The sequence below is a fragment of the Paenibacillus sp. FSL R7-277 genome, assembly GCF_000517965.1.
Lineage (GTDB): Bacteria > Bacillota > Bacilli > Paenibacillales > Paenibacillaceae > Paenibacillus_AQ > Paenibacillus_AQ silagei.
The window spans coordinates 199,660-225,715 of the sequence record NZ_ASPX01000008.1 but is presented as its reverse complement, the minus strand read 5'-3'; the positions used below and the strand labels follow the sequence as shown (position 1 = coordinate 225,715).

20 protein-coding genes and 1 tRNA gene are annotated in these 26,056 nt (G+C 51.8%); 18 read left to right on the top strand and 3 right to left on the bottom strand.

Going from position 1 to position 26,056, the window contains the following annotated elements; genetic code table 11:
* Positions 1 to 16 precede the first annotated feature (16 nt).
* Positions 17 to 1,012, top strand: a complete 996-nt coding sequence (locus C173_RS03885; RefSeq protein ID WP_051477800.1) for a glycoside hydrolase family 43 protein — start codon at positions 17 to 19, stop codon at positions 1,010 to 1,012.
* Between the two features lie 30 nt (positions 1,013 to 1,042).
* The gene (locus tag C173_RS03880) at positions 1,043 to 3,109 is read left to right on the top strand and encodes a family 43 glycosylhydrolase (protein ID WP_081750994.1); all 2,067 of its coding nucleotides are present in this window, start codon (positions 1,043 to 1,045) and stop codon (positions 3,107 to 3,109) included.
* Positions 3,110 to 3,219: 110 nt separating this feature from the next.
* On the opposite strand, the gene C173_RS03875 is transcribed toward C173_RS03880, so the two are convergent.
* Positions 3,220 to 3,296: transfer RNA gene (locus C173_RS03875), tRNA-Pro, on the bottom strand.
* Positions 3,297 to 3,803: 507 nt separating this feature from the next.
* Here C173_RS03875 and alaS point away from each other — a divergent pair.
* The 12 genes from alaS (at position 3,804) to C173_RS03815 (ending at position 18,935) form a co-directional block, all read left to right on the top strand.
* Positions 3,804 to 6,437 carry an alanine--tRNA ligase gene (gene alaS, locus C173_RS03870; protein WP_036722604.1) on the top strand — a complete coding sequence of 878 codons (2,634 nt, stop codon included), beginning with the start codon at positions 3,804 to 3,806 and terminating at the stop codon, positions 6,435 to 6,437.
* A 337-nt stretch (positions 6,438 to 6,774) separates the two neighbouring features.
* Positions 6,775 to 7,050: an IreB family regulatory phosphoprotein gene (locus C173_RS03865; protein WP_036696603.1), complete on the top strand. Its 276-nt coding sequence runs from the start codon at positions 6,775 to 6,777 to the stop codon at positions 7,048 to 7,050.
* Positions 7,050 to 7,466 (top strand): Holliday junction resolvase RuvX, encoded by a 417-nt coding sequence (ruvX, locus tag C173_RS03860; protein WP_200869510.1) that lies wholly within the window; start codon positions 7,050 to 7,052, stop codon positions 7,464 to 7,466. Before C173_RS03865 ends, ruvX begins: the two co-directional genes overlap by 1 nt.
* A gap of 13 nt (positions 7,467 to 7,479) precedes the next feature.
* A complete protein-coding gene (locus C173_RS03855) occupies positions 7,480 to 7,788 on the top strand; it encodes a DUF1292 domain-containing protein (protein ID WP_036696606.1) in 309 nt (102 codons plus the stop codon).
* Complete coding sequence (locus C173_RS03850) at positions 7,781 to 8,086, top strand: DUF1292 domain-containing protein (protein ID WP_036722601.1); 306 nt, start codon at positions 7,781 to 7,783, stop codon at positions 8,084 to 8,086. Before C173_RS03855 ends, C173_RS03850 begins: the two co-directional genes overlap by 8 nt.
* 182 nt (positions 8,087 to 8,268) lie before the next feature.
* Positions 8,269 to 9,315 carry an endolytic transglycosylase MltG gene (gene mltG, locus C173_RS03845; protein WP_200869505.1) on the top strand — a complete coding sequence of 349 codons (1,047 nt, stop codon included), beginning with the start codon at positions 8,269 to 8,271 and terminating at the stop codon, positions 9,313 to 9,315.
* Positions 9,316 to 9,362: 47 nt separating this feature from the next.
* A complete protein-coding gene (locus C173_RS03840) occupies positions 9,363 to 10,295 on the top strand; it encodes a peptidase U32 family protein (RefSeq protein WP_036722599.1) in 933 nt (310 codons plus the stop codon).
* Positions 10,296 to 10,553: 258 nt separating this feature from the next.
* Positions 10,554 to 11,876 (top strand): peptidase U32 family protein, encoded by a 1,323-nt coding sequence (locus C173_RS03835; protein ID WP_036722597.1) that lies wholly within the window; start codon positions 10,554 to 10,556, stop codon positions 11,874 to 11,876.
* Positions 11,877 to 12,303: 427 nt separating this feature from the next.
* Positions 12,304 to 14,421 (top strand): methyl-accepting chemotaxis protein, encoded by a 2,118-nt coding sequence (locus C173_RS03830; protein WP_235191751.1) that lies wholly within the window; start codon positions 12,304 to 12,306, stop codon positions 14,419 to 14,421.
* A 201-nt stretch (positions 14,422 to 14,622) separates the two neighbouring features.
* The gene (locus C173_RS03825; protein ID WP_051477798.1) at positions 14,623 to 16,521 is read left to right on the top strand and encodes a cache domain-containing sensor histidine kinase; all 1,899 of its coding nucleotides are present in this window, start codon (positions 14,623 to 14,625) and stop codon (positions 16,519 to 16,521) included.
* A gap of 2 nt (positions 16,522 to 16,523) precedes the next feature.
* Positions 16,524 to 17,825: an ABC transporter substrate-binding protein gene (locus tag C173_RS03820; protein ID WP_051477797.1), complete on the top strand. Its 1,302-nt coding sequence runs from the start codon at positions 16,524 to 16,526 to the stop codon at positions 17,823 to 17,825.
* Between the two features lie 48 nt (positions 17,826 to 17,873).
* Positions 17,874 to 18,935, top strand: a complete 1,062-nt coding sequence (locus C173_RS03815; RefSeq protein WP_036722594.1) for a LacI family DNA-binding transcriptional regulator — start codon at positions 17,874 to 17,876, stop codon at positions 18,933 to 18,935.
* A gap of 139 nt (positions 18,936 to 19,074) precedes the next feature.
* Here C173_RS03815 and C173_RS03810 read toward each other — a convergent pair whose 3' ends face one another.
* Together C173_RS03810 and C173_RS03805 are read right to left on the bottom strand one after the other, a co-directional pair.
* The gene (locus C173_RS03810) at positions 19,075 to 20,250 is read right to left on the bottom strand and encodes a glycoside hydrolase family 130 protein (RefSeq protein ID WP_036722592.1); all 1,176 of its coding nucleotides are present in this window, start codon (positions 20,248 to 20,250) and stop codon (positions 19,075 to 19,077) included.
* Entirely contained in the window at positions 20,250 to 21,479 is a 1,230-nt protein-coding gene (locus C173_RS03805; RefSeq protein WP_036722591.1) for an AGE family epimerase/isomerase, read from the bottom strand. Before C173_RS03805 ends, C173_RS03810 begins: the two co-directional genes overlap by 1 nt.
* A 256-nt stretch (positions 21,480 to 21,735) precedes the next feature.
* Between C173_RS03805 and C173_RS03800 the strand changes: the two genes are divergently transcribed.
* The 4 genes from C173_RS03800 to C173_RS03785 all read left to right on the top strand — a co-directional run bounded on the left by C173_RS03800 (position 21,736) and on the right by C173_RS03785 (position 26,013).
* Complete coding sequence (locus tag C173_RS03800) at positions 21,736 to 22,500, top strand: response regulator (RefSeq protein WP_235191750.1); 765 nt, start codon at positions 21,736 to 21,738, stop codon at positions 22,498 to 22,500.
* A gap of 309 nt (positions 22,501 to 22,809) precedes the next feature.
* The gene (locus C173_RS03795; protein ID WP_036722681.1) at positions 22,810 to 24,186 is read left to right on the top strand and encodes an ABC transporter substrate-binding protein; all 1,377 of its coding nucleotides are present in this window, start codon (positions 22,810 to 22,812) and stop codon (positions 24,184 to 24,186) included.
* Positions 24,187 to 24,293: 107 nt separating this feature from the next.
* A complete protein-coding gene (locus C173_RS03790) occupies positions 24,294 to 25,175 on the top strand; it encodes a carbohydrate ABC transporter permease (RefSeq protein ID WP_036722590.1) in 882 nt (293 codons plus the stop codon).
* A 4-nt stretch (positions 25,176 to 25,179) separates the two neighbouring features.
* Positions 25,180 to 26,013, top strand: coding sequence for a carbohydrate ABC transporter permease (locus C173_RS03785; RefSeq protein WP_036722587.1), 834 nt, complete (start codon positions 25,180 to 25,182; stop codon positions 26,011 to 26,013).
* The last annotated feature ends 43 nt before the right edge of the window (positions 26,014 to 26,056 follow it).

The window sequence follows — 26,056 nt, the reverse complement described above, 5'->3', positions numbered from 1 at the left end:
TTCTTGGGGGGTTCTTATGGATACACTAGCTTTTTTGCCAGGCAAGCAAGCTTTACATGCTTATCTGTTTGCCCATTTCATTGGAGAACAAGAGGACGGCGAGCAGATCTACTTTGCGGTTAGCCAGGACGGTCTGCATTGGCAGGATTTAAATCACAAACAACCCGTACTGTACTCTACCGTTGGAGAACGGGGGGTACGGGACCCATTTTTACTTCGGAGTGCGGATGGCAGCTGCTTTTATTTGTTAGCAACCGATCTTAGCATTTATCACCGGGGAGGGTGGACAGATTCGAATGCAACGGTTACTGGAAGCCGCTCTATTATAGTCTGGGAATCTCCCGATTTAGTGAATTGGTCGGAGCCCCGGAGGGTGGAGATTGCTCCTAAGGAAGCAGGCTGCGCCTGGGCTCCAGAAGCGATCTATGATGAGGAAGCAGAGGATTATCTGGTGTTTTGGGCTTCCAGCAGAGAGGCTGCTGACGGTATGGGCAGGGGGCTGCATATTTACGCCAGCAAAACACAAGATTTCCGCACGTTCACGGAGGCAGAGCTGTTTATCACCCGGGGGGAACATCAGACTGTTATCGATACGACAATCATCAGAGCCGAGGGCAGATATTACCGTGCTTCTGGCGATGGTCATATCACGATTGAGTCGAGCGATCATCTTTTGGGAGAATGGAAGATCATCTCAACTTTGGAGTCACTAGGGCTTGGTTTGACCGGCAAAGATGTGGAAGGACCGGAGTTCTTCAAGTTCAACCACGATGAGCAATGGGGGCTGCTTGTAGATCAATACGCCACAGAACAGGGCTATCTGCCGATTCTTACATCGAATATCGGTGACACTACCGGAGACTGCTGGCGCATACCTGCACCGGAAGAGTATTCCTTCGGCCAGCTGAAGAAACGGCATGGCACAATTCTGCCCATTACCCAATCGGAGTACGAGGCAATATTGGACAGGTGGGGGAAAGAGTTCCCTCCTGTCCGTTCTGTGAAATCATGAATCCATCCTAGTGAAAGGCGGCTATCTGCTATGAATCATCCTCACATTCGAAATTGGGGTTTCAGCGACACTCCCTTATTGCTGCCCTACTATCTGCCTCCCGGCACGGTGCTTCCCTCCACCATTAGCGGACAAGCTGTGGAATGGAAGTCTTCGCAGCCGGATGTATGGGCCGGGCCGGGGAGACTCGTCTCACCTGTAGATGAGCTGGGTCCGGAAATACAGCTGACCGCAGTTACATTGAAGGAGTCTTACACTTACAAGGTGCGCATGCTGGGAGAACGCAGTTGCTGGCTGGCCGGTTACACACGTGAGCCGGATGAGAATGCCAATGTATACAGCCTTTTTGTTGCGAATAGCCTTCATCTGGCGCTTGACATGACAGGGGAAGGCTATGAAGCTCTTAACGATAACTATGGCGTACTATTCGCCAAAGCCGATTATTATCATTCAGTACAGGGGGAAACCAGGCTCCTAGGTATGCCGCGGTGCTTCCGGCTTACCGATGGGGGTTTTGGAATTTTAGCGACTCCGCTTAATCATGAAGGGAAGGGAGATCGGCCAGGAGAGCTGCTCTACTTTGAAACCAAAGACTTCGTTCATTATAAAGAGAAGGAACACATAGTTTTAAGCTCCAAGGTTATCCTGGATTATTCTTGTGAACTGGATGCTGCTACTAGGTTATACCGGATTGGATGGAAAGATGAAGGCGGCGAATCTTATTTTGGAATGACGAAGGATTTTATCACCCTAGTTGATTGTCAGCCGGGAGAGAGGTTTCCGGTGCTGCTGCAGGAACTGAGTATGAAGGGTGCGCTAACAGGACAACGGATTGCACTGACTCGATCAGAAGCGATCTATCTTAAAAACAAGCTGGGACGGGTATGCAATGTATCGGTGAGTGTGCCGGTTATTGAATTGCAGGCGGGAGATCCGCTGCCGGACCATTGGCGTGTGACAACCGTATATTCCGACGGCAGTGTCAATGAGAAGCGGCTCATCATTGATCCTGCTGCACTTGCCACCGTAAATTTGTCACAGCCCGGTACTTACAAGCTGGATGGAGAAGTGCTTCGTCACCGCTTCCCGTACCCCATGATGATGACACGGCCAGATCCGCAGATCATCAGGCTGAATAACCGGTATTACTTCATTTCTACGGATGATGACGGACAGCGAAGAATCTATATCCGCTCCGCAGACACCCTTGAAGGGCTTCAGGATGGACAGGCTGCAGAAACTCTATTATGGGATGGAACCCTTCCAGACGGCGAGCGGAGAGGGGAACACTGGGCGCCTGAATTGCATCTTATTCATGGAAGATTGTATTGTTTTTTGGCGATAAGTGTCAATAACAGCTGGACAGGTGTTCAGGCGCATGTAGCGGTGCTTACCGGGAATGATCCGCTAAACAGAGACCATTGGGAGACACCGTTACGAGTGCTGGACCGACATGGAAGGGTATTAGGTGATTTGGCGGAACGGGAACGCAACATTAATCTGGACATGACTTATTTTGAATATGGCGGACAATCTTATGTCTGCTGGTCGCAGCCGAAGTGGCACAAGGAAGTTCAAGAGCTGGCCTCTCTGTATATCGCCACAGTGGACCCGGACATGCCATGGCGGTTGACCAGTAATCCCGTGAAAATATGTCAAAATGAATATGGCTGGGATCGTAACGGTAAGGTAGCCTCTGGTGTAGCGGAAGGGCCCTATGTGCTGAAACACGAGGATGCCGTATATATGGTATATTCCGGATCAAGTGTAGGGCCTACCTATACGGTCGGCATGCTGGAACTGATGAAGGCTGGCGATCCGCTGAATCCGGCAGCCTGGCGGAAGTCTAATTATCCATGGATGCATTCACTGAGCCACCCGGGCCAGTATGGCCCGGGGCATAATTCGTTCGTACAGGACGAGGATGGTAATTGGTTCAACGTGTACCATGCTTGTGAGGTTAACGGCGGGTTCCGGCATGCAAGCATACGTCCTGTACATTTCCGCTCTGACGGTTCACCGGTGCTTGATATGACAGAAGAAGAGGAATTGCTTCCGGAGTATGAACGGTTAACCATAATTGTTGTTGTACAGTAACACGGGATGATGACAGACCCACAAGCAGAGTGAAAATAAAGCTTATATTGGTACTTCGCTCTTAAATGCCAAAAAATCGCGGCCCCAAAGCCGCGAATCTTAATTAGTTATGGTCGAGACGACAGGATTCGAACCTGCGGCCTCTTACTCCCGAAGCAAGCGCTCTACCAAGCTGAGCTACGTCTCGACGCTATGAATAATTAAATTATACGCCTGAGTGTAAGCGCTGTAAATAACCTTTTTCATAGCGATTATGGGCTTCTGTTGCGGCAAATTGCGGCCTGTGATTGACAGATATCCACCCGCTGGCTATACTTGAAATGTTAAAAAGCAAATCGGACAAAGCGTTGATGAAAACAAGTACGCCGGAGAATGCTTCATCAGAGAACAGGTTCCTTTGCGGATGGTCCGCATCGGGTGTGAGAACCTGGGAGACAGACCGGCCGAAAGCTGATTTCGGAGTGCGGGGACAATCCCGCCGGGGGCACCCGTTAACAGCCGCACAAGGCGATCGTCTGCAGTTGTCCGTGTTCACGGATTAAGGCGATAACCAGGGTGGTACCGCGATAATCATCGTCCCTGAATTTCATTCAGGGGCGTTTTTTGTTTTTGATTTTTCGTGTAACGGTTACGGCAACAATGTGTTTTCCGGCCAGCGTGCCGCATTTTAATGAAGAGACGGGAGCTGTACATGATGAAAGCAAGTGAAATCCGTTCCAAATGGCTGCAGTTTTTTGAGAGCAAGAACCACCGTATTGAGCCGAGCGCCTCGCTCGTTCCGCACAATGACCCTTCGCTGCTGTGGATTAACGCAGGCATGGCGCCGCTGAAGGCCTACTTCGACGGCCGGGAGATTCCAGAGAATCCCCGCCTGACCAATTCGCAGAAATGTATCCGCACCAATGATATTGAGAACGTGGGCAAGACGCGCCGTCACCATACGTTCTTTGAGATGCTGGGTAACTTCTCCATCGGCGATTACTTCAAGGAAGAGGCCATTACCTGGGCCTGGGAATTCCTGACCGGCAAGGAGTGGATCGGCTTCGACGGCGACCGGATTTCCGTTACCGTGTATGCCGAGGACGAAGAAGCGTTCAAGCTGTGGAATGAGAAGGTCGGCCTGCCCGCAGAACGCATCATCAAGCTTGGCGACGAGAACTTCTGGGATATCGGCGAAGGCCCGTGCGGCCCGTGCTCGGAGATTTTCTATGACCGCGGTGAAGCGTACGGCAGTGATATGAGTGATCCGGAGATGTATCCGGGCGGCGAGAATGAGCGTTGGCTGGAGGTATGGAACCTCGTATTCTCACAGTTCAACCATAATAAGGACGGCAGCTATACGCCGCTTCCCAACAAGAATATTGATACCGGCGCAGGTCTGGAGCGCTTCGCTTCGATTCTGCAGGATGTTGACTCCAACTTCGATACCGATCTGTTCCAACCGATTATCCAGAAGACCGCCGGGCTTGCCGGTGTAACCTACAAGGATAATGTTGAACAGGATATCGCGCTAAAAGTCATTGCTGACCATGTACGTACCGTTACATTTGCTGTGGGGGACGGCGTGCTTCCTTCCAATGAAGGACGCGGCTATATTATCCGCCGTCTGCTCCGCCGCGCCGTACGCTACGGCAAGACGCTGGGACTGGACCGTCCGTTCCTGCATGAGCTGACTGAGACCGTTGGAGAGATTATGGGAGTCTATTATCCTTCCGTGGTCGAGAACCGCGATTATATCGCCAAAATCATCCGTCTGGAAGAGGAACGCTTCCACGAGACGCTGTCCGATGGTCTGGCGATCCTCGGGGAGATCAGCGCCAAAGCCAAAGCGGACGGCCTGAGCACCATTGCCGGTGCCGATGCATTCAAGCTCTATGACACGTATGGCTTCCCGTTTGACCTGACTGAGGACTTTGCATCCGAGCAGGGGCTTGCCGTTGACCGCGCCGGCTTCGATGCCGCGATGCAGGAGCAGCGTGACCGGGCGAGAGCTGCCCGTCAGGACAGCGCCAGCATGAAGATTCAGGGCGGTGCCCTGGCCGAGCTGACGGTTAAAAGTGAATTTGTTGGATATAATGACACGGTAACAGAGTCCAAGGTGCTGGCAATTGTGGTAGACGGTGCGCTTCAGGATACAGTAAGCGAAGGCGCTGAGTGCCAGGTCATCCTGGAGTCAACACCGTTCTATGCAGAGAGCGGCGGCCAAGTCAGCGACACCGGCGTTCTGAGCGGCGGATCGGTGACAGCTAAGGTAACTGGGCTATTCAAAGCACCGCACGGACAGCATGTTCATCTGGTTACGGTGGAAGCAGGCGATCTGAAGGTAGGCGATACCGTCCGTGCCGAAGTGAACCGGGCGGAGCGCGAGGATATCGTGAAGAACCATACGGCTACCCACTTGCTGCACAAGGCGCTGAAGGAAGTGCTGGGCAGCCATGTGAATCAGGCAGGCTCTTTAGTAGAAGGCTCACGCCTGCGGTTCGACTTCTCGCATTTTGGAGCCATCACTCCAGAGGAGCTAAGCGATATCGAGCAGCGCGTGAACGCCCAGATCTGGCGCAGCCTTCCTGTAGTCATTGAGAATAAGCCGATAGATGAAGCCAAAGCCATGGGAGCGATGGCCCTCTTCGGAGAGAAATACGGCAATGTTGTCCGTGTCGTTCAAGTCGGCGACTACAGCCTGGAGCTGTGCGGCGGATGCCATGTGTCTAATACAGCGCAGATCGGAATCTTCAAGCTGCTCAGCGAGAGCGGCATCGGTTCCGGGGTGCGCCGGATTGAAGCTGTGACTGGCCGTTATGCCTATCAGTTCACGGAGAGTCAGCTGGACCTGCTGAAGCAATCGGCAGCCCTGCTGAAATCGTCGCTGACCGATGTGCCGAAGCGGATCGAGGCGCTGCATGCCCAGGTACGCGAGCTGGGCCGTGAGAATGAATCGCTTCAGTCCAAGCTGAGCGCAACCTTCGCAGCAGAGCTGACCAGCAGTGTAGTCACAGTAGGCGGAGGAACGCAGCTTCTTGCGGTCTCTGTGCAAGCCGGCAATATCGATGCTTTGCGCTCGACAGCGGACGAACTGAAGTCCAAGCTCCCGGAGGCCATATTGGTGCTCGGTGCTGCAATGGAGGACAAGGTGAACTTCGTGGTCGCCGTGCCTCAGGAGCTGGTGAAGAAGGGCTTCCACGCCGGCAAGCTGGTGAAAGAGATCGCTGCCGTCTGCGGCGGCGGCGGCGGCGGACGTCCGGATATGGCGCAGGCCGGAGGCAAGGACGCTTCCAAGCTGGGCGAAGCCCTGAAGAAGGCAGAGGAACTGGTAGCCGCACAGGCTTAAGCAGTATGCAGTGATTCTTGTCTGTAAGAAACTGTGGATTTCTATCAAGGGTTGGGAAGCAGCGGTACTGAGGGCATTTCCTCGGTGCCGCTGCTTTATTCACACAATGTATATTTTTTGGGGTTATTCATTATTGACCCAGGGCTTGCAATAGCTTAAAACCCAAAAAAACATCTGGTTTTGTAGACAAAATGCCAAAAAAAGCGCTTTAACCATGGCAGGATTTCCTCGTTGGGGCATGAATATGTTATGATGAGGGCAGCAAGTGAGCTGTACAGCAGCAACTTTGCGAAGCCGCCCGAATCAGGGTGATTTTGCAGAAGGAAGGTGTCACCACATGGACTCCATGGACAAAACGGTCAAATTCAATGTGAAGGGCGACGAAAAGGAAGCCTCTCCCCAGGAAATACTGCTCGCCGTGTACGACGCGCTGGTGGAGAAAGAATATCATCCGATCAATCAGATCGTAGGATATCTTCTTTCAGGAGATCCGGCTTACATTCCACGCCACAACAATGCGAGAAGTTTGGTCCGGAGGAAAGAGCGTGATGAGCTGATCGAAGAACTGGTCCGTTTCTATCTGGCCAATCATCGGGTGGACCAGCCCAAATGATGAAGAAGCTGGGACTGGATTACGGCGACCGCAGAATCGGTGTCGCCACAAGCGATATTTTCGGATGGACAGCACAATCTCTGGAGACTATTGAGCGGCGTGGAAACGGCAATGAATTCGAACGTATCCGTGAACTGGTCAAGGAGTACGAAATCGGCGAGATTGTTGTCGGGCTGCCGAAGAACATGAACGGCTCCGTAGGACCCCGTGGTGAAATTTGCATCGAATTCGCAGATAAGCTTCGGGAGCAACTCGATTTACCCGTACACCTTTGGGATGAGCGTCTGACGACGGTATCTGCTGAGCGGGTGCTGATAGACGGGGACGTCAGCCGGAAGAAACGCAAGGGGCTGGTGGACAAAATGGCCGCAGCGCTGATTTTGCAAAATTTTTTGGATGCTAACAGTAAAAGGTGAGGGGTGTGCGGATATGACAAACGAACAGATCGGCCAAGAAGAGGAACCGGAAATTATCTATATTCCCGATGAGGAAGGTAATGAAGAGGAATTCGAGGTCATCATGAAGTTTGAAGTGGACGGATCGGATGCCAAGTATATGATGGTGGTTCCGCTTGATTCCGAGGATGAGGAGACAGATGAGGTCTACGCGTTCCGTTACGAGGAAGACGGCGACGATCTGCAGCTCTTCATGATTGAGAACGATGAGGAGTGGGCCATCGTAGAGGAGACCTTCAATACCTTGGTTGACGAGCTTGATGGAGGAGCAGAGAATGACTGAGTTTTCCGCTGATCAGGCGGTATGGACTTCTAAGCTCAAGGAAGTATATGGAGAAACAGTAGAACTGGAGGATGAGCAGGGCAAGTCTTCCGTTTACGATATTATTGCAGAATTTGCTGTGGGTGACCGTGCTTATGCCGTTCTGGCCGGATCGGGAAGAGCTGCGGAGCAGGAAATTCTGCGCATCGTAGTTTCTCCGGACGGACTTCCGGAACTGGAGAGCATTATGGACGATGAAGAGTGGGAGGATATTTCCGAGCTGTACGATGAGCTCACCTTCCCTGCGGATAGCGAATAGGCGTCTGTAGCAACTTCATGTATGGCAGATACGGAAGAGGGCGGAATTTTTCCGCGCTCTTTTTGCTTATGAGGAGCGAAAGGATCTTTCCGTTTGCCTGAAAAAAGCTTATGCTATAAAAATAGGTTGAATTTTGGACAATACAATTTTATACTTTATAGTCGGAAAGTGAGGCGTAACATTTGAAAGCCGTGATCCGCACTGTGCTTATCTTAATTCTGGTCCTGGCAGCAGCTGCAGGAGGAGGAGCATGGTACATCTGGAATGGAATGCAGCCGGTCAAGCCCGCAGGGCCGGCCGTAACGGTTACGATAGAGAAGGGTATGGGAAGCTCGCAAATCGCCGACCTGCTTGAGCAAGAGGGCATTATCAAGCACAGCCTGTTCTTCAAAGGCTATCTGAAATGGGTCCAGGAAGGCTCCAGCTTCAAGGCCGGCACGTATCAGGTAAGCCCCGGCGACTCCTACGATACGCTGATCAGCCGGTTGAATGCCGGAGATGTTGTGAAGGAAGCTACCGTTACTTTTACAATTCCTGAAGGGTATACTGCGGTCCAGGTGGCAGAGAAGCTGGCCGCTGCATGGAATCAGAAGCCGGAGGTCTTCCTTGCGCTGATTGATTCCGGTAAGGGCATGGAAGCCGTAAGCAAGCTGGAGATTCCGGACAATCCGCTGCTGCGCCACCGGCTGGAGGGGTATCTTTTCCCGGAGACCTATGAACTGGCTAAGGACAGCACCCCGCAGGAAGTCATCGGGGCGATGCTGGAGCAGCTGGTGAAGAAGCTGGATACGATTCCAGAGTGGAAGGCCAAGCTGGCGAACCGCGGGCTCTCCCTGCATGAGCTGCTGACCGTAGCTTCACTGGTGGAGCGTGAGGTGGTAGTAGACAAGGAACGTCCGCTGGTGGCCGGTATTATCTATAATAGACTGGATAAAGGGCAGAAGCTGGAGATCGACGCTACCGTCCAGTACTTACTGGACAAGCAGAAAGAGCGGTTGTATGAGAAGGATTTGAAGGTGGATAGTCCTTATAATACGTATAAGCAGGCAGGCTTGCCGCCTGGACCGATCAGCAGCCCCGGGCTGGCGTCGATTGAAGCAGCTATGACGCCGGAGGTCTCGGATTATTTCTTCTACGTCACTAAGAAGGACGGCTCACAGGGGCATTTATTTGCCAGAACCTACAAGGAACATTTAGCCAATATTCAAAAAAGTAAACAAAATCCGTAAGAACCCGCTACAATAGTAAGGATGAGCAACGCACAGGAGGTAACACAATGAATAACACACCGGAGCTGCTGGCGACAGCGGCTTCTCTGGAAGAAGCGACAGCGCTGCTGGATGCAGGAGCGAGTGCGCTGCTGGTAGGCGATGACCGCTTTGGTATGCGTCTTGCCGGACATTTTACACTTGAAGATACGGCCGAAGTAGTTAAGCTGGCACATGCCCGGGGCGGTAAGGTATATGTAAGCATCAATGGATTGATTCCAAATACCATGCTGGAGGAGCTTCCGGCTTATGTGAAGGCGATCGGCGAGCTGGGTGTGGATGGGGTAGAGTTCGGTGATCCCGCCGTACTGGCGGCCGTCAAAGCCGAAGCGCCGGGAATGAAGCTGCACTGGAATGCGGAAATGACCTCGACCAACTATGCTACAGCCAATTACTGGGGCCGTAAGGGAGCCACGCGGGTCGTTCTGGCACGCGAGCTGAATATGGATGAGATGACCGAAATGGTCCCTCATCTGGAAGTGGAAGCCCAGGTTCAGGTACATGGCATGACGAATATCTATCATTCCAAGCGCAAGCTGGTTGCAAGCTATATGTCCCACCAGGGCCGTCCAAGCGATGGCGGAAGCCTGGGCAAGGAGCGCGGGCTGTTCCTGATTGAAGCGGAGCGCCCGAATGAGAAGTTCCCGATCTATGAAGACGAGAACGGCACGCATATTATGAGCTCGGATGATATTTGCATTCTGGAGGATCTTCATTTCTTGTTAAAAGCTGGCGTACACAGCCTGAAGATCGAGGGTCTGCTGAAGCCGGTGGCTTATAATGTGGCTGTCGTCAAGGCTTACCGTCACGCCATGGACGTCTACGCCGCTGATCCGGCTGAATATGCATTCGAGGAGTCTTGGCTGGAGGAGGTCCGTGCCTTGCAGGACCCTGAGCGTGAACTGTCGTTCGGCTTCTTCTATAAAGAGCAGGTATATTAATATATAAATAAAAGGTATTGTCTCAGCTCTTGTAAGGTTTATCCCATCATCATTGGGTTCAGCGGCGGAGGGGAATTTGGAACTGCAGGAGCGGGTAGCGTCCGCCTTTAGGTTTGGATTTCAACTGCGGACCGCAGCTTAAATGAAGAAATCCAAACCTAACAGCGGCCGAAAGTCCAAATTCACCGCAGCAGCGTGTACCACCCGATGTATGCTTTAAAATCTTGCAGAAGATGAGACAACGAAAGGAGAACAGGAATGGGAACCATGACCAAGCCCCAGTTCAAGGGCAAGCGTTACCGTCTGGACAGACCGGAGCTCCTGGCTCCGGCAGGAAACTTAGAGAAATTGAAATTCGCCGTGCATTATGGCGCGGATGCAGTCTATATCGGAGGACAAAAGTACGGCCTGCGCTCAGGCGCAGATAATTTTACCTTCGAGGAAATGCGCGAGGGCGTTGAATTTGCCAAGAAATATGGTGCCAAAGTATTCGTAGCCACCAATATCTATGCTCACAATGAAGATGTCGCGGGGATTGAAGAATACCTGCGTAATTTATATGAGGCCGGAATTGCAGCGATTATCGTAGCCGATCCGGTGATTGTCGATACTGCCCTGCGCCTGGTGCCGGGTCTTGAGGTGCACCTAAGCACCCAGCAGTCCACGCTCAACTGGCAGGCAGTGTCCTATTGGAAGGAGGAAGGTCTGCCGCGCGTAGTATTGGGCCGGGAGACTAGCCTGGAGGAGATCGCCGAGATCAAGCAGCATGTGGATATTGAGATCGAGAGCTTCATCCATGGTGCGATGTGCTCCTCGTACTCCGGACGCTGTGTGTTATCCAACCACTTCACCGACCGTGACTCCAACCGCGGGGGCTGCTGCCAATCGTGCCGCTGGAAGTATGATCTGTTCGAAGATGCCCGTCCCGAAGGGAACTGGGTATCCGAAGAGGAACAAGCTGAAGCGCCTCAGGCCTTGCAGCCCGGAATTACCCAGCTGCCGCTGCATCAGCCCGAGGACAACCCGTTCACTATGGGATCGAAAGACCTGTGTATGCTGGAGAGTATTCCCGACCTGATTGAAGCCGGGATCGACAGCTTCAAGATTGAGGGCCGGATGAAATCGATTCACTATGTGGCGACCGTAGTGAATGCCTACCGCAAAGCCATAGATGCTTACATGGCCGACCCGGAAGGGTATGTACTGAAGCCCGAATGGCTGGAGGAGCTGCAGAAGGCGGCTAACCGTCCGCTGAATACTGGCTTCTTCTACGACACACCGGACCATGAGGACCATATCTATGAACCGGAAGAGAAGGCGGCTCCGTATGATTTCGCGGGATTGGTGCTGGAGTATGACGCAGAGAGCGGGATGGCGCTCGTTCAGCAGCGCAATAACTTCAAGCCGGGACAGGAAGTTGAATTCTTCGGCCCGGATGACACCTTCTTCAAGCAGACTGTTGGAGAGCTGTGGGATGAGGCCGGCAATCCGCTGGATGTGGCCCGTCACCCGCTTCAGCGTGTGCGGATGAAAGTAGATCAGCCTGTTGCTTATTTCGATATGATGCGCAAGCGAAAATAATGGCTTTACAAACTAAGGGATGCCCGTTTACACAAGGGCATTTCTTTTTTTTGCGTGCTAAAAAAGGAGGTGTTTTGGGGCCCCCGCAAAGTATCTGATTAAGCATCGAAGCTAAAGCTCCACTTTGTGGGGTTATTTTGCATCAAATTGCCTATGCAATTCGACAAAAATATATGAGTATTGAAGCAATTTGCAAATAATGCTAAGAAAAATGAGACTTTGTGCCGATATATAGGGCAGGTAACGCTTACATATATCTTCCATTCTAGGCGATAGGCAGGTGATGGTTATGGGAGCTCCCAATCCGGACAAAAAGACAGATAAAACGAAGGAGAGTAGGGTAAAAGTGGCGAAAAACAGTAAAAAGCCAAAGAGCACACAAAAGGCTAAGGCCCAGAAGACAGAAGCTTCACAGACAACAAGTACTATGGCAGAGAAGAGAAATTACAAGACAGTATTGAACGGCTCACTACGCCAGGTAAAGAGGGTGAACCCGACCAAATCCGTTGGGGTGAAGCTGTTCCTGATCTTCTTATCTTCTATCGTGGTGGTGGTCCTGTTCTTAGGACTTCTGTCTTACAACAAAGCGAAGAATACAATTAAAGATAATGTGTCTGAAGCGAACCGGCAGACGATTATTCAGACCTCAGAGAAGCTGGACATTACCTTGAAGCAGTATGAGAGTCTCGCACTTCAGTTATATTTTGATACACAGATGCAGGCGAATCTGACAGAGCTGTCTTCGGCGAAGAGCAGCTATGATAAGTTCGTGGCTACGGATGCGATCAGCAAGAAGCTGTCCAGCCAGACTACAACAGATGCCAATATCGTCGCCATATCACTTATTCCGGAGGACCCTGAGATGGGGATCGTCTCCAGCGGAAGCACCGGTCTCGCAGGCGATGATGTGAGAGCACAGGAATGGTACAAGACCGTGGTCAAGAATTCAAGCTCTTATGAGCCTTATTATACGGCAGAAGCCAAATCCGCCCAGAACTACTGGTTCCCTACAGCCGTTGAAGGCAGCGGCGGCAAGAATCTGGCCATGGTCAGAACGCTTAAGAATCTGGGCTCCAATGCCTCATATGTAGTCATGCTGGAGCTGAAGAGCACCCTCCTGGAAGAAGCCTTCAAGAGCGTAGAGCTTGGCGATGGCTCGCGGATTCAACTCGTTGCCCCGGATGGAACGGTAGTAGCTTCCTCACAGCCTGAAGAGGACGGCAAAGCCACCGTACTGAATTTCATCAAGGACAGCAAGGTGAACAATGAAAGCACGGAAGCGAAGGATGAGAACGGCCAGGATATCCTTGCTGTATACAACCCGATGCAGAAGGCAGACTGGAAGCTTGCCGGTGTAGTTCCTACCGGAGAACTGGTTCAAGCTGCCACGCCGATTCTGTTTACCACCTTCCTTGCTGCCGGAGCGGCAGCCCTGCTTGCTATGGTTGTCGGCTTCTGGATGGTCCAGATGATCGCCAAGCCGCTGGCACGCTTGAAGGACCTGATGCTGGAGGGAGCCGAAGGTAACCTGAGTGTCCGCACGCAGTATGTCTCGAAGGATGAGATCGGCCAGCTGTCGGCCTCCTTCAATATGATGATGGGTAAGATTACGGAGCTGGTCGCCCAGACTACAGATACAGCCCGCGAAGTCCTTGAGACTGCGGGTGAGCTGGGGGATGCCTCGCGCAAGACGGCGATCTCCGCCAAGGAGATTGCTGCGGCCACGGAAGAGATTGCCGGTGGTGCGGGAAGTCTGGCCCAGGAAGCCGAGCGCGGCAATGAGCTGACTGACCTGATTGCTACGCAGATGCAGAGTGTTATTGCAGCCAACTCTGAGATGGATCAGGCAGCCCGTGGAGTTGGGGAAGCCAGCGGACAGGGTGCTGTACAGTTGGAAGAGCTGCTGGATCAGACCGGACGCACAGGTGAAATGACCTCTGCTCTGGTGGATAGAGTCAATAACCTCAAGGAAACGGTATATTCCGTAATCAAGGTGCTGGATGTGATGAAGAATATTACCCAGCAGACGAACATTCTGTCTCTCAATGCAACGATTGAAGCAGCGAGAGCAGGCGAAGCCGGCCGTGGCTTCATGGTAGTCGCAGGGGAGGTCCGGCAGCTTGCCGACCAATCCAAGCAATCCATTGCTCTGGTCGCCGGAATTACAGATAAGATCGTAGCTGAGATGGATGAGACGGTTGCTGTCCTGTCTGAAGTGGCTCCGCTGTTCAAGCAGCAGATGGTGTCCGTGAAGAGTACCAGTGAGATCTTCGTGTCCGTGAAGGGTCAGATGGAAGACTTCATTATGAGTCTGGAGTCTGTAACAGGGGCCATCGACAGTCTGAACCATTCACAGGGTGTGCTGTCCGATGCTATGGGGAATGTGAGTGCGGTAGCGCAGCAATCCTCGGCAACCTCGGAAGAGGTAGCATCCCTCAGCAGTGAGCAGCAGAATGTCAGTGATCATCTGGTAGCCTTGTCGAACAAGCTGCAAGGGGCTTCCACCCAGCTGGAGAGCAAGCTGTCGCTGTTTACGATCAAATAAACATCAGAACCGTTCCGGATCTGAAGCAAGGGCGTCACGCAAGCCGATATTTGGCTGCGTGACGCCCTTTTCTGTATATTGGCCTTGCAGGGTTATAGGTCCTTGTACATCCTTAAGCGAATGCGTATAATGGTTTTGTTAGGGTTTTGTTATTGTTGTTTGCTGGATTAGTTATGTAATTTGAACCTGGGAGAAGGCCGAATGAGAGCAGCACGCAATCACAACTGGTGGTCTTATATCGAGGACATGTCCATGGAGCGCAAGCTGTTCCTGGTATTTCTGGTCATTATTACGCTCCCGCTGTCCTTCATCAGTGTGATCAGCTTCAAGAGCTATTCCGAATCCATCCAGGCGAACACGATCGCCTATTCCGAGAAGCTGATTGATCAAATGATGGATTCCATCGATGATTACATAGAAGATATGAAACGGATTTCATCCATGCCCGCCTACGTCAATGAGATTAAGCAGAACCTGATCCGCTCGAATCGCTATTATGAGCAAAAGCAGATGATGGAAGGCAAGCAGGACACGGCTCAGGTGGCTCCCGGTGATTTGGATCTCCTGCTGTCCATTCAGCGCGGCATCGAAGAGAATATATCATTTATTAACAATATTAAGCGGGGAACCAATTCGGTCTATATTTTTGATGCCTACGGGAATGGTTATTATTCTGCCAAGGATGGGGGAGTCCGGCTGGATCTTCAGCAGAGCTACAGGTTCTGGAGCGAGCAGGTAAAGGGCTCCGGCGGAGAAGCGACCCTGCTGGGAACACAGGCATATACAAGCAATTTGCAGAGTACCCGATATGCTTTTACGGTGGTGCGTCCCATTCTGGACGGGCTATGGAAGCCAGCCGGCCTGATCGCAGTGGAGGCTAACTTCAGTAATCTGGAGAATCAGGTGGCGGAGCTGGACAAGGTGACCCGGGGGAAATCTATCCTTGTGGATCAAGCGGGCAAAGTCATCTATGACAGTGAGCAGAAGCTGCTGACTGCGGATATTTCCCGGTCCTCCTTATTCCGTGCTGCGGAAGGGAGCTCCGGGAGCTTTTATGACACCGTATCCGGCAAAGACCGGCTTAATATTTATTCAAGCTCAACCAAGACGAATTGGAAGGTGATTATTTCCATACCGGTGGACGAATTGACCCGTGGAGTGAAGCTGACCCGCAATGCAACTATAGGTGCTACTCTAATCATCATTGTGCTGGCCCTGATCATCTCGCTCATTCTGTCGTTTGCCCTGACCAAGCCGCTAACCCAGATGATCCAGCTTATGAAAAAGGTACAGAACGGCGACCTTGATGTGACCTTCCGCATTAAACGCCGTGACGAGATTGGTCTCCTGGGGCATCAATTCAACCGGATGCTGGCCCGTATTCGTCAATTGATTCAGGATATTTATCAGATTGAGGAGCAGAAGAAGGAGGCGGAGCTGCAGGCGCTTCAGAGCCAGATCAATCCGCATTTTATCTATAACACGCTTGAAACCATCCGGATGACCGCAGAGATTAATGATGATGTGGAAGCCGCTGACATGATCTCCATTCTGGGGAAGCTTCTGCGCTATAGCACCAGTGACTTGAGCGGCTGGGCGACGATGAAGCAAGAGCTGCTGTATGTGCGTAACTACGTGGAGCTGCTGGGCAGCCGGTATCCTGGCAGATTTGAGCTGACGATTGATGTTCCAGAGGCGCTTGACAGCTATTCCATGATTAAGCTGGTGTTTCAGCCGATTATTGAGAATGCTGCTTATCACGGGCTGGATGATACCAAATCCCGGATGCAGCTGAGCATCAAGTGTGAGTATACAGAGCAGAAGCTTCTGTTCCATATCCGTGATAACGGCTGCGGAATGGATCAGGTTACACTAGATAAGCTAAGGGAGCGGCTCCGGCACGAGCTACCCCCGAAGAAGAGCATTAATGGAGGGATTGGCATGGCCAATGTACACCAGCGCCTTCAGCTTCATTACGGTCCGGCCTATGGGATTGAGGTGTTCAGCAAGTCGGGCGAGGGGACGGATGTAATCTTGTCATTACCGCTGCCGGGGCTTGCCGCCGGGAATGGAAGGGAAGATCCTTTTAAGGAGGAATGAGCTTGAGATGGAGGATTGTACGCTTTCCGGTGTATACTGTACTGCTGCTGATGCTGCTCCTGCTGGCAAGCGGCTGTAGCAGTAGAGGGTCGGCATCGGTCCCGGCGGCTTCTGCCGGAGAGGAAGCGGCTTCGGGGCTGTCCGGGACCATCGTGATGCTGACGAACCGGATTGACCTGATTGAGAATGGGACCTTCAGGGACTACGCGGATGAATTCAGGAAGCGGTATCCTGAGGCGCATGTGGAATTCGAGGGGCTTTCTAACTATGCCACGGATATCCTGGTCCGCTTGTCCACCAAGGATACAGGGGATGTGCTGTTGCTGCCGGTCAATCTGCCTGCGAAGGAGCTGGAGCTTTTCTTCGAGCCTTTGAGCGGGGAGCTCGCGGCGCAGGAGCGATTCACGACCTTTGCAACCTTTGGCGGCAAGCGGTACGGTCTGTCTACAGGTACGACTACGAGCGGAATCGTCTACAACAAAAAGGCTTTTGAGCAGGCGGGAATTGAGCAGGTACCGCAGACGCTGGATGAGTTCTACGCGGCCTGTGCCAAGCTGAAGCAGGCGGGCATTATCCCGCTGTATATGAATTACGGGGCAGTCTGGCCGCTGCGGGAGTGGGGCAATAACCTGGTTAATTATATGACGGGTAACCCTGATTATTTGAATGATATGGTCCATGAGGACAGCCCTTGGCAGATCGGTAACGAATGGGGGCAGGCTCTGGGAATTGCCAGGACGATGCTGGCCAAGGGCTATGTCGAGGAACAGCTATTCTCCAACAGCTGGGAGATCTCCAAAGCCAGGCTGGCCAAAGGAGAAGCGGGCATGTATCTCCAGGGGAACTGGACCATCCGGCAGATTATGGATGCAGGTGCTTCACCGGAGGATATCGGCTTCTTTCCTTTTCCCTATGATAATCACCAGGTCCACTATGCTGCGCTGAATCCCGACTGGTTCATGGGGGTTAGCAGGTACAGCCGCAATAAAGAGCTTGCGATGGCTTGGCTGGAGTATTTCATTACAGAAACGTCGTATGCGAGAGATTGGGGATTTCTTCCGGCGAAGGGTTCGGACGAACCCGCTTTACAGCAATACAGCGAGTTCCTCTCCTATCACCCAAAGCTGGTTGAGGCTACGGTGCAGACGGATGCTTTCATTGATCTGGCGAACCGGACGAAGCTGAGCTTCTGGTCGGGCGATTATATTCAGGATGTGCTCGCGGCACCGGATCTGCAGAAGTCCTTTGACCAGTTGAATGCGAAATGGAAGGAAGCGCGCATGAGTCAGCAGTCTGTCCCGTAACCGCCGGGGTCTGCACAGTAAGCAAGATCAAATTCTGGAGGTAGTGTTGTGGCCAAAAAAGTAACGATGCAAAAAATAGCCGATCATCTTGGGGTCTCCAAGTTCGTCGTATCCAAATCGCTCTCCGGCAAGGAGGGGGTCAATGAGACCACCCGTGAGCGGGTGATTCAAGCTGCCTCTCAGCTTGGATATTTCACCCAAAAAAACGCCTATGTGCAAAGTCCCAAGCGCCGTTCTCTGTCTGGAGAGCAAGACCGCAATAAGCAGTCCGTGCTGGTGCTGATGCCCAATATCCGCTCTCAGACCCAGGATTCACTATATTGGGGCAAAATCGTAGATGGCATTGCGCTGGCGCTGGATCAGGAGGGGCTGGGCATGGTGATCATCTCAGAGCACCGGGCCGATAATTTCGTAAATGTCCTTAATCCGGACGGCCTGCTCGGTCTGATCGGAGTTGGGCAGATCTCCACCTCACTGCTGCTAGAGGTGCATCGGATCGGGCTTCCGCTGGTCATGATCGACCATGAGGATGCTTTAATTCCGTGTGATACGGTATTTGCGAATAACATCGATTCGATGACCCGGCTCGTCAATCATCTGATTGGCACCGGACATACGTTATTTCACTTTGTCGGCAGTATCCGTTACTCCTGCAGCTTCCGTGACCGCTGGATAGGGTTCCGCAGCGCGCTGGAGGAGAGTCAGCTGAAGCCCCCGGCTATCGATGATGAGCTGCTGCTGGAAGGGATGTATGACGAAGCGCTCCGTGAAGAATTCAGACGCTGGGTCGCCGCACGACAAGAGTCGGATACCTTGCCCACTGCGCTCGTATGCGCGAACGACTTCACCGCTCTTGCTGTTAGCGAAGTGTTGCGGGAAGCCGGGCTTGCTATTCCCGCTGACATTTCGGTCACAGGCTTTGACAATATCGAGGATTCCCTGCGGGGGGTTACTCCGCTTACAACCGTGCATGTTCCTAAGGAGGCTATGGGCCGGGCAGCTGTAGAGAAGCTGCTGAACCGTATCCAGAATCCCGCTGTACCGCTGGAGAAAATTCTGATCTCCGCAGATATCGTCCACCGCGACTCTGTGGGAAATCCCCGGGCTTGAAGCAGCAAAATAACCCCACAAAGTGGAGCTTTAGCTTAAATATAAGAATTTATATGTTGCACACGATAACTTATCCTTCTATTTCTCGCTAAAACGGTACCGTCCTCTAAAAGGACGGTACCGTTTCCGCTTGTTTGCGTTATTTCAATTGCAGGTTCCGTTCGATCAAAGCGATACGCTGCTGTACGCAAGCATAGGAACGAAGCGGATCTTCAGGAGTATTCACGACATAATCCAGCAGTTGATCTATGGTAGTGGTGGCTACATGGATGCGGGTATCGGAGGAAGCGTAATAGATGAAGACCTCGCCGTTATCACGGGCGATTATACCGTTGCAGAAGACAACGTTAGATACGTCACCGACGCGTTCTTCGCCGTCCGGAGCAATGAAATGCCCGCCTGGGGCATGAGTTACGCGGTTAGGCTCTGCAAGATCAGACAAGAAGGCATACAGCACATAGCGCAGTCCGGCAGCGGTGCCCCGGACACCATGGGCGATGTGCAGCCAGCCGAGCGGTGTTTTGATCGGGGCCGGCCCTTGGCCGTTTTTGACCTCTTTGATGGTATGGTAGTAGCGCTGGTCTATAATCGTCTCACGGGTGATAACAGCGTTCTCAATCTGCTCCGATAAGCCCCAGCCGATGCCGCCGCCGGAACCGGCGTCGATGAACCCGTCCTGCGGGCGCGTGTAGAAGGCATACTTGCCGTCAACGAACTCTGGATGCAGGACCACGTTGCGCTGCTGGGCGGAGCTGGTCTTAAGATCGGCGAGACGCTCCCAGGTCTTGAGATCCTTGGTGCGGGCAATGCCGCACTGGGCAACTGCGCTGGACAAATCACCAGGGGGAGCGTCCGGGTCCTTGCGTTCGCTGCAGAACAGGCCGTAGATCCAGCCGTCTTCATGCTGCACAAGGCGCATATCGTAGACGTTAATATCCGGGTCTGCGGTCTCGGGAAGCACTACCGGGTGATCCCAGAAGCGGAAGCCGTCCACCCCGCTGCTGCTCTCGGCAACAGCGAAGAAGGATTTGCGGTCATGGCCTTCCACACGGGCAATGATGTAGAATTTGCCGTTCAGCTCAATGGCGCCGGGATTGAATACGCCGTTCACTCCGATTCTCTCTGCGAAATAAGGGTTGCTCTCTTCATTGAAGTCGTAACGCCAGATCAGGGGGGCGTGCTCCGCAGTGAGCAGGGGATACTTGTAGCGGTCATAAATACCGTTGCCGTAAGGCAGCTTCTCATTGGTGCGGCCGATGAGAGCTTCATAGCGCTGCGTCAACGCCTGCTTCCGTTGTTCAAAGATTGTGCTCATTAAATAATCTCCTCTACATGTAATGGTTCGCCAAGCCGTCTAATCATCTCGAAGCAGGCCCGGCTGTTATGATAGGGACATTTCCAGGCGCTCACCTTGGGAGTATGAGCCAGCGGCTGCAGGGATTCATCTACACCCCAGTGCCATTCGCCCAGCTTATGATCAATAATATATTTCTCTGTGAAGCTCCATGAGTTCTCAGCGGCTTCCAGGAACCGCGAATCTCCGGTTAACTGATACGCATTGTAGAATCCGACCATGGCTTCAGCCTGCGGCCACCAGTCCCTGGACTCATGGGCTTTATCGATGAGTCCGCTACGATAGGCCTCATTCCAGATTCCGCCATCCACTTCAATCCCCTCTGCCAGCGCAGCTTCGGCCATCGACAGGGATGCCTTGCGCACACGCCCAAGCAGCTCCTCGTCCCCAAGGGTCTCCGCAGCTTCATAGAGCAGCCAGCTTCCTTCTATGTCGTGGCCGAAGGAGATAAGCTCTGACTTCACCCGCCACTCTTCATCCATGAACAGATGGAAGTGCTTGCCGTCCGAATCCAGAATATGCTCCAGCATGGTTTCGATCAGCTCAGCTAGCTTGTTACGAAGAAGCTCTGACTTCCACACCCGGTACAAGCCGGTGTACCCTTCCAGTACATGCAGATGCGTATTCATGGATTTCTTCTCATTCATATCCTTCGAACTGAGGCTTAGGGAGTCGGTCATCTCCCACTCCTGTGACAAGGCTTCGATATACCCTGTGTGAAGAGGGTCATAACCGTACTTCTCAATCAAATGGAACAATTGGGTTGCTTGGCGCAGGACGTCTTTCCGGCCGGTGGCATGATGGTACTCAGCCAAGGCATAGATGACAAAAGCGAGTCCGTAGATTTGCTTCTTAGGCTGGGAAGCAGCGCCGTGCTCATCCACCATCCAGAAGAATCCGCCAAATTCGGGATCTGTGAAATACTGAATGAGATAATCATAGGCGCGTTCCGCCATAGTCAAATATTCTGCCGTTCCATAGATTCTGTAAGCACTTGCAAATGTCCAGAGAATCCGTGCATTCAGTACAAGGCTTTTGTCTGCACCGGGTATCACCTGCAGCTGGTTGTTCATCTCACCGATAAAGCCGCCATGAGTTTCGTCGATGGTCTGCTTCATCCAGAAGCCGAGAATGTTGTCTAACAGCTCAGCTTCCAGCCGGGTGCGCCACACTTCGGTTGCATTGTTCATCCTGTTCTGTTCACTCCTTAATATTGCTTGCTGGTATGGGAGTTGTCTTTTTTATAATTGTTATTATTATGTTAGTGTATAATAATAACTATATATAACCATGTTATAACCCTTTTCGGGCTGGAATTCAAGCGGGAAATGGATGAAGTAAATTGAAGACTATAAAAGTGGATATGGACACATTTTCTATTGGATCTGTAAAGTTTATAATTATTGATAACGCTATCATAGCGGCTCAAATGACGGGGGCGATAAGGTGGTAATCCGGATCATGATTGCGGATGATGAGGAAGTGATCCGCCGCGGGCTTGAGAAGATTGCTTCCAGAATGGATGTGGAAGTCAGGGTAATCGGCTCATACGGCAACGGGCTTGAGGCCTGGAACCATCTGCAGGAGCTAAGCCTGGAAGAGATCGATCTTCTTATTACAGATATCAAGATGCCAAGAATGGATGGATTCAAGCTGATTGAAGAGGCGAGAGCGCATCTCAAGCAGTTGCCAATAGCTGTACTGAGCGGCTTCAGTGAATTCGACTACGCCCGTAAGGCGATGCGCTTCGGTGTGCTTGATTATTTGCTTAAGCCGATCGATAAGGCCCAATTATATGATCTGCTCAAAAGCGTAGAAGCGACTAAGCAGACGCCTGCGGCTGCTCTCCCGGATGAAGTACCGCATCAGCCTTCTGAAGGCGGGGAGCATTATGTGGTAGAGCAGATGAAGAGTATTCTTCAACTGGAATACGGGCTTAATTTCGAGCTTGAGCGGCTGGCTGAGGCCGTGGGAATGAATGCGAGTTATATCAGCAGGCTGTTCAGGCATAAGACAGGGCAGACCATTACGGACTACCTGATCGGCATCCGCATTGTGGAGGCCAAGAAGATGCTGCTCCATCATCCGGACCTGAAGAATTATGAGATTGCTGACAAAGTCGGCTACAGTGATCCGGTCTATTTCAATAAGCTGTTCAAAAAGATGTGCGGCATGACGCCCAAGGAGTATAAAGGCCGGTACAGATCATGATATGCGTCTCTTAGAATGATACGAACACATTTGCACTGCCCTTCATCTCCCCAGAGGTGATTGAGCAGTGTTTTTCTTTATTGTATTTTTTATATAACAAAAATAACAAATTGAAGACTAGAAAAAGCAATTGAAACCATCGTTTTGAGGGGTTATACGGTCTATAATTGCGATGTAAGCGATAACAACAGCGAATCCAAGGTGAATACAGGTTGATTTAAGTTCTGTTTATTGGAATGACGGATCGTATTGTTATTGTTTTGTTATTAACCTATTTCGTTCCAAATGAAGAGAGGGGTCAGAAATATGATGAAAAAAACCAAAGCAGTTACCGGGTTGGCAGCGCTGACACTGATGGCCGGGCTGTTCTCCGGCTGTGCATCTGACAACAATAACGCCACTAATGCGGCAGCAACCAATGCAGGCGGCAACACAGGTACCACTGCGGAGGCAACAGCCGCTCCAGAGGGAGATGCCGCCAAGGATCTCAAGGGTGATATTACGGTGATTACGCAGCGGACGGATATCGTGGATACCGTGTTCAAAGACTACGCCGCCAAGTTCAATGAAAAATATCCGAATATCAAAGTGAATTTCGAAGCCTTATCCAACTATGAGGATCAGATCAAAATCCGCATGAGCACCAGTGATTACGGGGATGTTCTGCTGCTGCCAACCAGCGTAGCGATTAAGGATCTGCCGGACTTCTTCGAGCCGCTGGGTAAAAAGTCTGACCTGGAACAGCAATATACAGGCCTGGAAGAGCGGACAGTAGACGGGATTTCCTACGGCATTCCAATTACGGTTAATTTCTCCGGCGTGATCTACAACAAACAGGTCTTCAAGGACGCCGGAGTGACCGAGGTTCCAAGAACCTTTGACCAGTTCTCTGCCGCTCTGAAGAGCATCAAGGAGAAGACGGATGCCGTCCCTCTCTACACGAACTATGCTGCGGGCTGGACGCTGACCCAGTGGGAAGCGGATCTGGCTACCGTTGCCGGAGACCGTGAATATGTCAATATCGGCCAGGTGGCCTCTGACGATAACTTCGTTCCAGGCCAGCCGCACTACGAGCTGTACAAGGTAATGTACGATGCGGCCAAAGACGGTCTGATTGAAGAGGACCCTACTACAACAGACTGGGAATCCTCCAAGGCAGATCTGGCAAACGGTAAAATCGGTACCATGATGCTTGGCTCCTGGGCGATCGGTCAGATCAAAGGGCTCGCTGCCAGCCCGGATGATATAGGCTTCATGCCATTCCCTACCAACGCCGACAAGATCCTGGTGCCTCTGTCTGACGACTATAATCTGGGGGTTAGCATTCACAGTAAAAACAAAGAGGCCGCCAGAGCCTGGGTAGACTGGTTCATCAATGAATCCGGTTACCCGACTACAGAAGGCGGGGGCATGAGTCCGGTAAAAGGAGCCGAATTGCCTGAAATTCTCAAGCAATTTGCAGGCACTGACATTACCTTTGACACGCTTGCTCCAGCCAAAGCCGGTGAAGAGGGCTGGGTGGATGCCATTGATAAAGAAGCTGAAATCGGTCTCTGGCAGCCTGACTTCAAGAAAGTAATCATCGAGGCGGCAATTGGCAACCGCAAGCAATCCTATGATGACATTATGAAAGAACTGAATGATAAATGGAAAGCAGCCAGAGCCAAAATTGTGACTGCCAAGTAAATTAAAGAACAAAAGAAAGGGGAGATGCCGGTAACGGCATAGTCCCCTTCACTTTTGCAGGGATGGAAGCGGACTTAAGAGCAGTAAGTTTTCTGGAGGTGTGGAGAGTGCCCAAATTGTCTAACATGAGCTATAAAAATCAACGGATTTTGATCATCTTTTTATTTTCGCTAGTACCCGTAGTTCTGCTGCTGACGTTCTCCTATTTACCTGTGTTTAAAATGTTTCAGTACAGCTTCACCAGCTGGAACGGGCTAAGCAAAAATATGGAGTATATCGGCTTTGACAACTACAAGACGATCTTTACCAAGCCGGAGTACTTCGCCGTATTCAAGGTCAGCTTGTATTACTTTTTTGCCACCTTTGTCCAGATGGGGCTGGCGCTTTATTTTGCCACGATTCTGAGCTTCAATGTCCGGATGAAGAACTGGTTCAAGGGGATTCTGTTCTTTCCGACCTTGCTGAATGGTGTGGCGATTGGGTTCATCTTCCTGTTCTTCTTCAAGCCGGAAGGCACTCTTAATACCATTCTTGATCTGCTTGGACTCGGGGCGCTGCAACAGAAATGGCTGCTGAATCCGCAGCTCATTAACATCTCTCTCGCTTTTGCCTCGGTATGGAGGTATATGGGGATGAACTTTATTATCTTCCTTGGCGCAATTTCCTCGATCGGCAGCGATATCTATGAAGCCTCGGAGATAGACGGCGCTAACCGCTGGCATCAGTTCCGGCATATTATCATCCCAAGCATCAAGCGCATCCTGCAGCTCAATCTGATCCTCGCAGTCAGCGGGGCCATCGGTGTGTTTGAGATTCCGTACGTGATGACCGGCGGCTCCAACGGCAGCGGCACTTTTGTCATCCAGACCGTCGATGTGGCCTTCAAATACAGCAAGCTGGGGCTGGCTTCTGCAATGGCTGTGGTACTGCTGGGCATCGTTGTTCTGGTTACCATTCTGCAGCGCATTCTGATCAAGGAGGAGAAATAGAGCGATGCATACTTTGAAATACAACGTGGCGGCTTTCTTCAAATATCTCTCCCTGGTGCTGGGTGCGCTGATGGCGCTGATCCCGATTGTCGTTGTCTTCTTCGCTTCCTTAAAGACCAATGCTGAGTACGCTTCAACCGGTCCGCTGACCCTGCCCGAGAACTGGCTGAATTTCACCAATTACACCAAAGCCTTCGTAGACGGAAACATGCTGCTCGGCTTCATGAACACACTTATTATCGTCCTGATCTCCATTGCGGGCGCTACGCTTACCGGTTCAATGATGGCTTATATTCTGGCCCGCTTCAAATTCAGAGGCAGTAAGGCGCTGATGGGGGCTTTTCTGCTGGCTACGCTGATTCCCGGAGTAACGACGCAAGTAGCGACTTTTCAGATCATCAATGCTCTGGATTTGTTCAATACCCGCTGGGCGCCGATTCTGATGTATCTGGGGACCGATATTATCGCTGTCTATATCTTCATGCAGTTCCTGGACTCGATCTCTGAATCGCTGGATGAATCCGCAATGCTGGATGGTGCCTCCTACTGGACGATCTACTGGAGAATCATTCTTCCGCTGCTGAGTCCGGCCATTGTGACGGTGATTATCGTGAAGGGTGTTAATATCTACAATGACTTCTATACCCCGTTCCTGTATATGCCAAAAAGCAGCCTGCAGGTCGTATCTACCGCATTGTTCAAATTCAAAGGACCCTACGGCTCCCAGTGGGAGGTTATCTGCGCCGCGATTATGATCGCCATCATTCCGACGCTGATTGCGTTCGTAGCGCTGCAAAAATACATTTATAACGGCTTCGCCCAAGGGTCGGTCAAATAAAGCGGCAAACCGGGGAGCAACACACCACCGCAGCGGCTGCTGC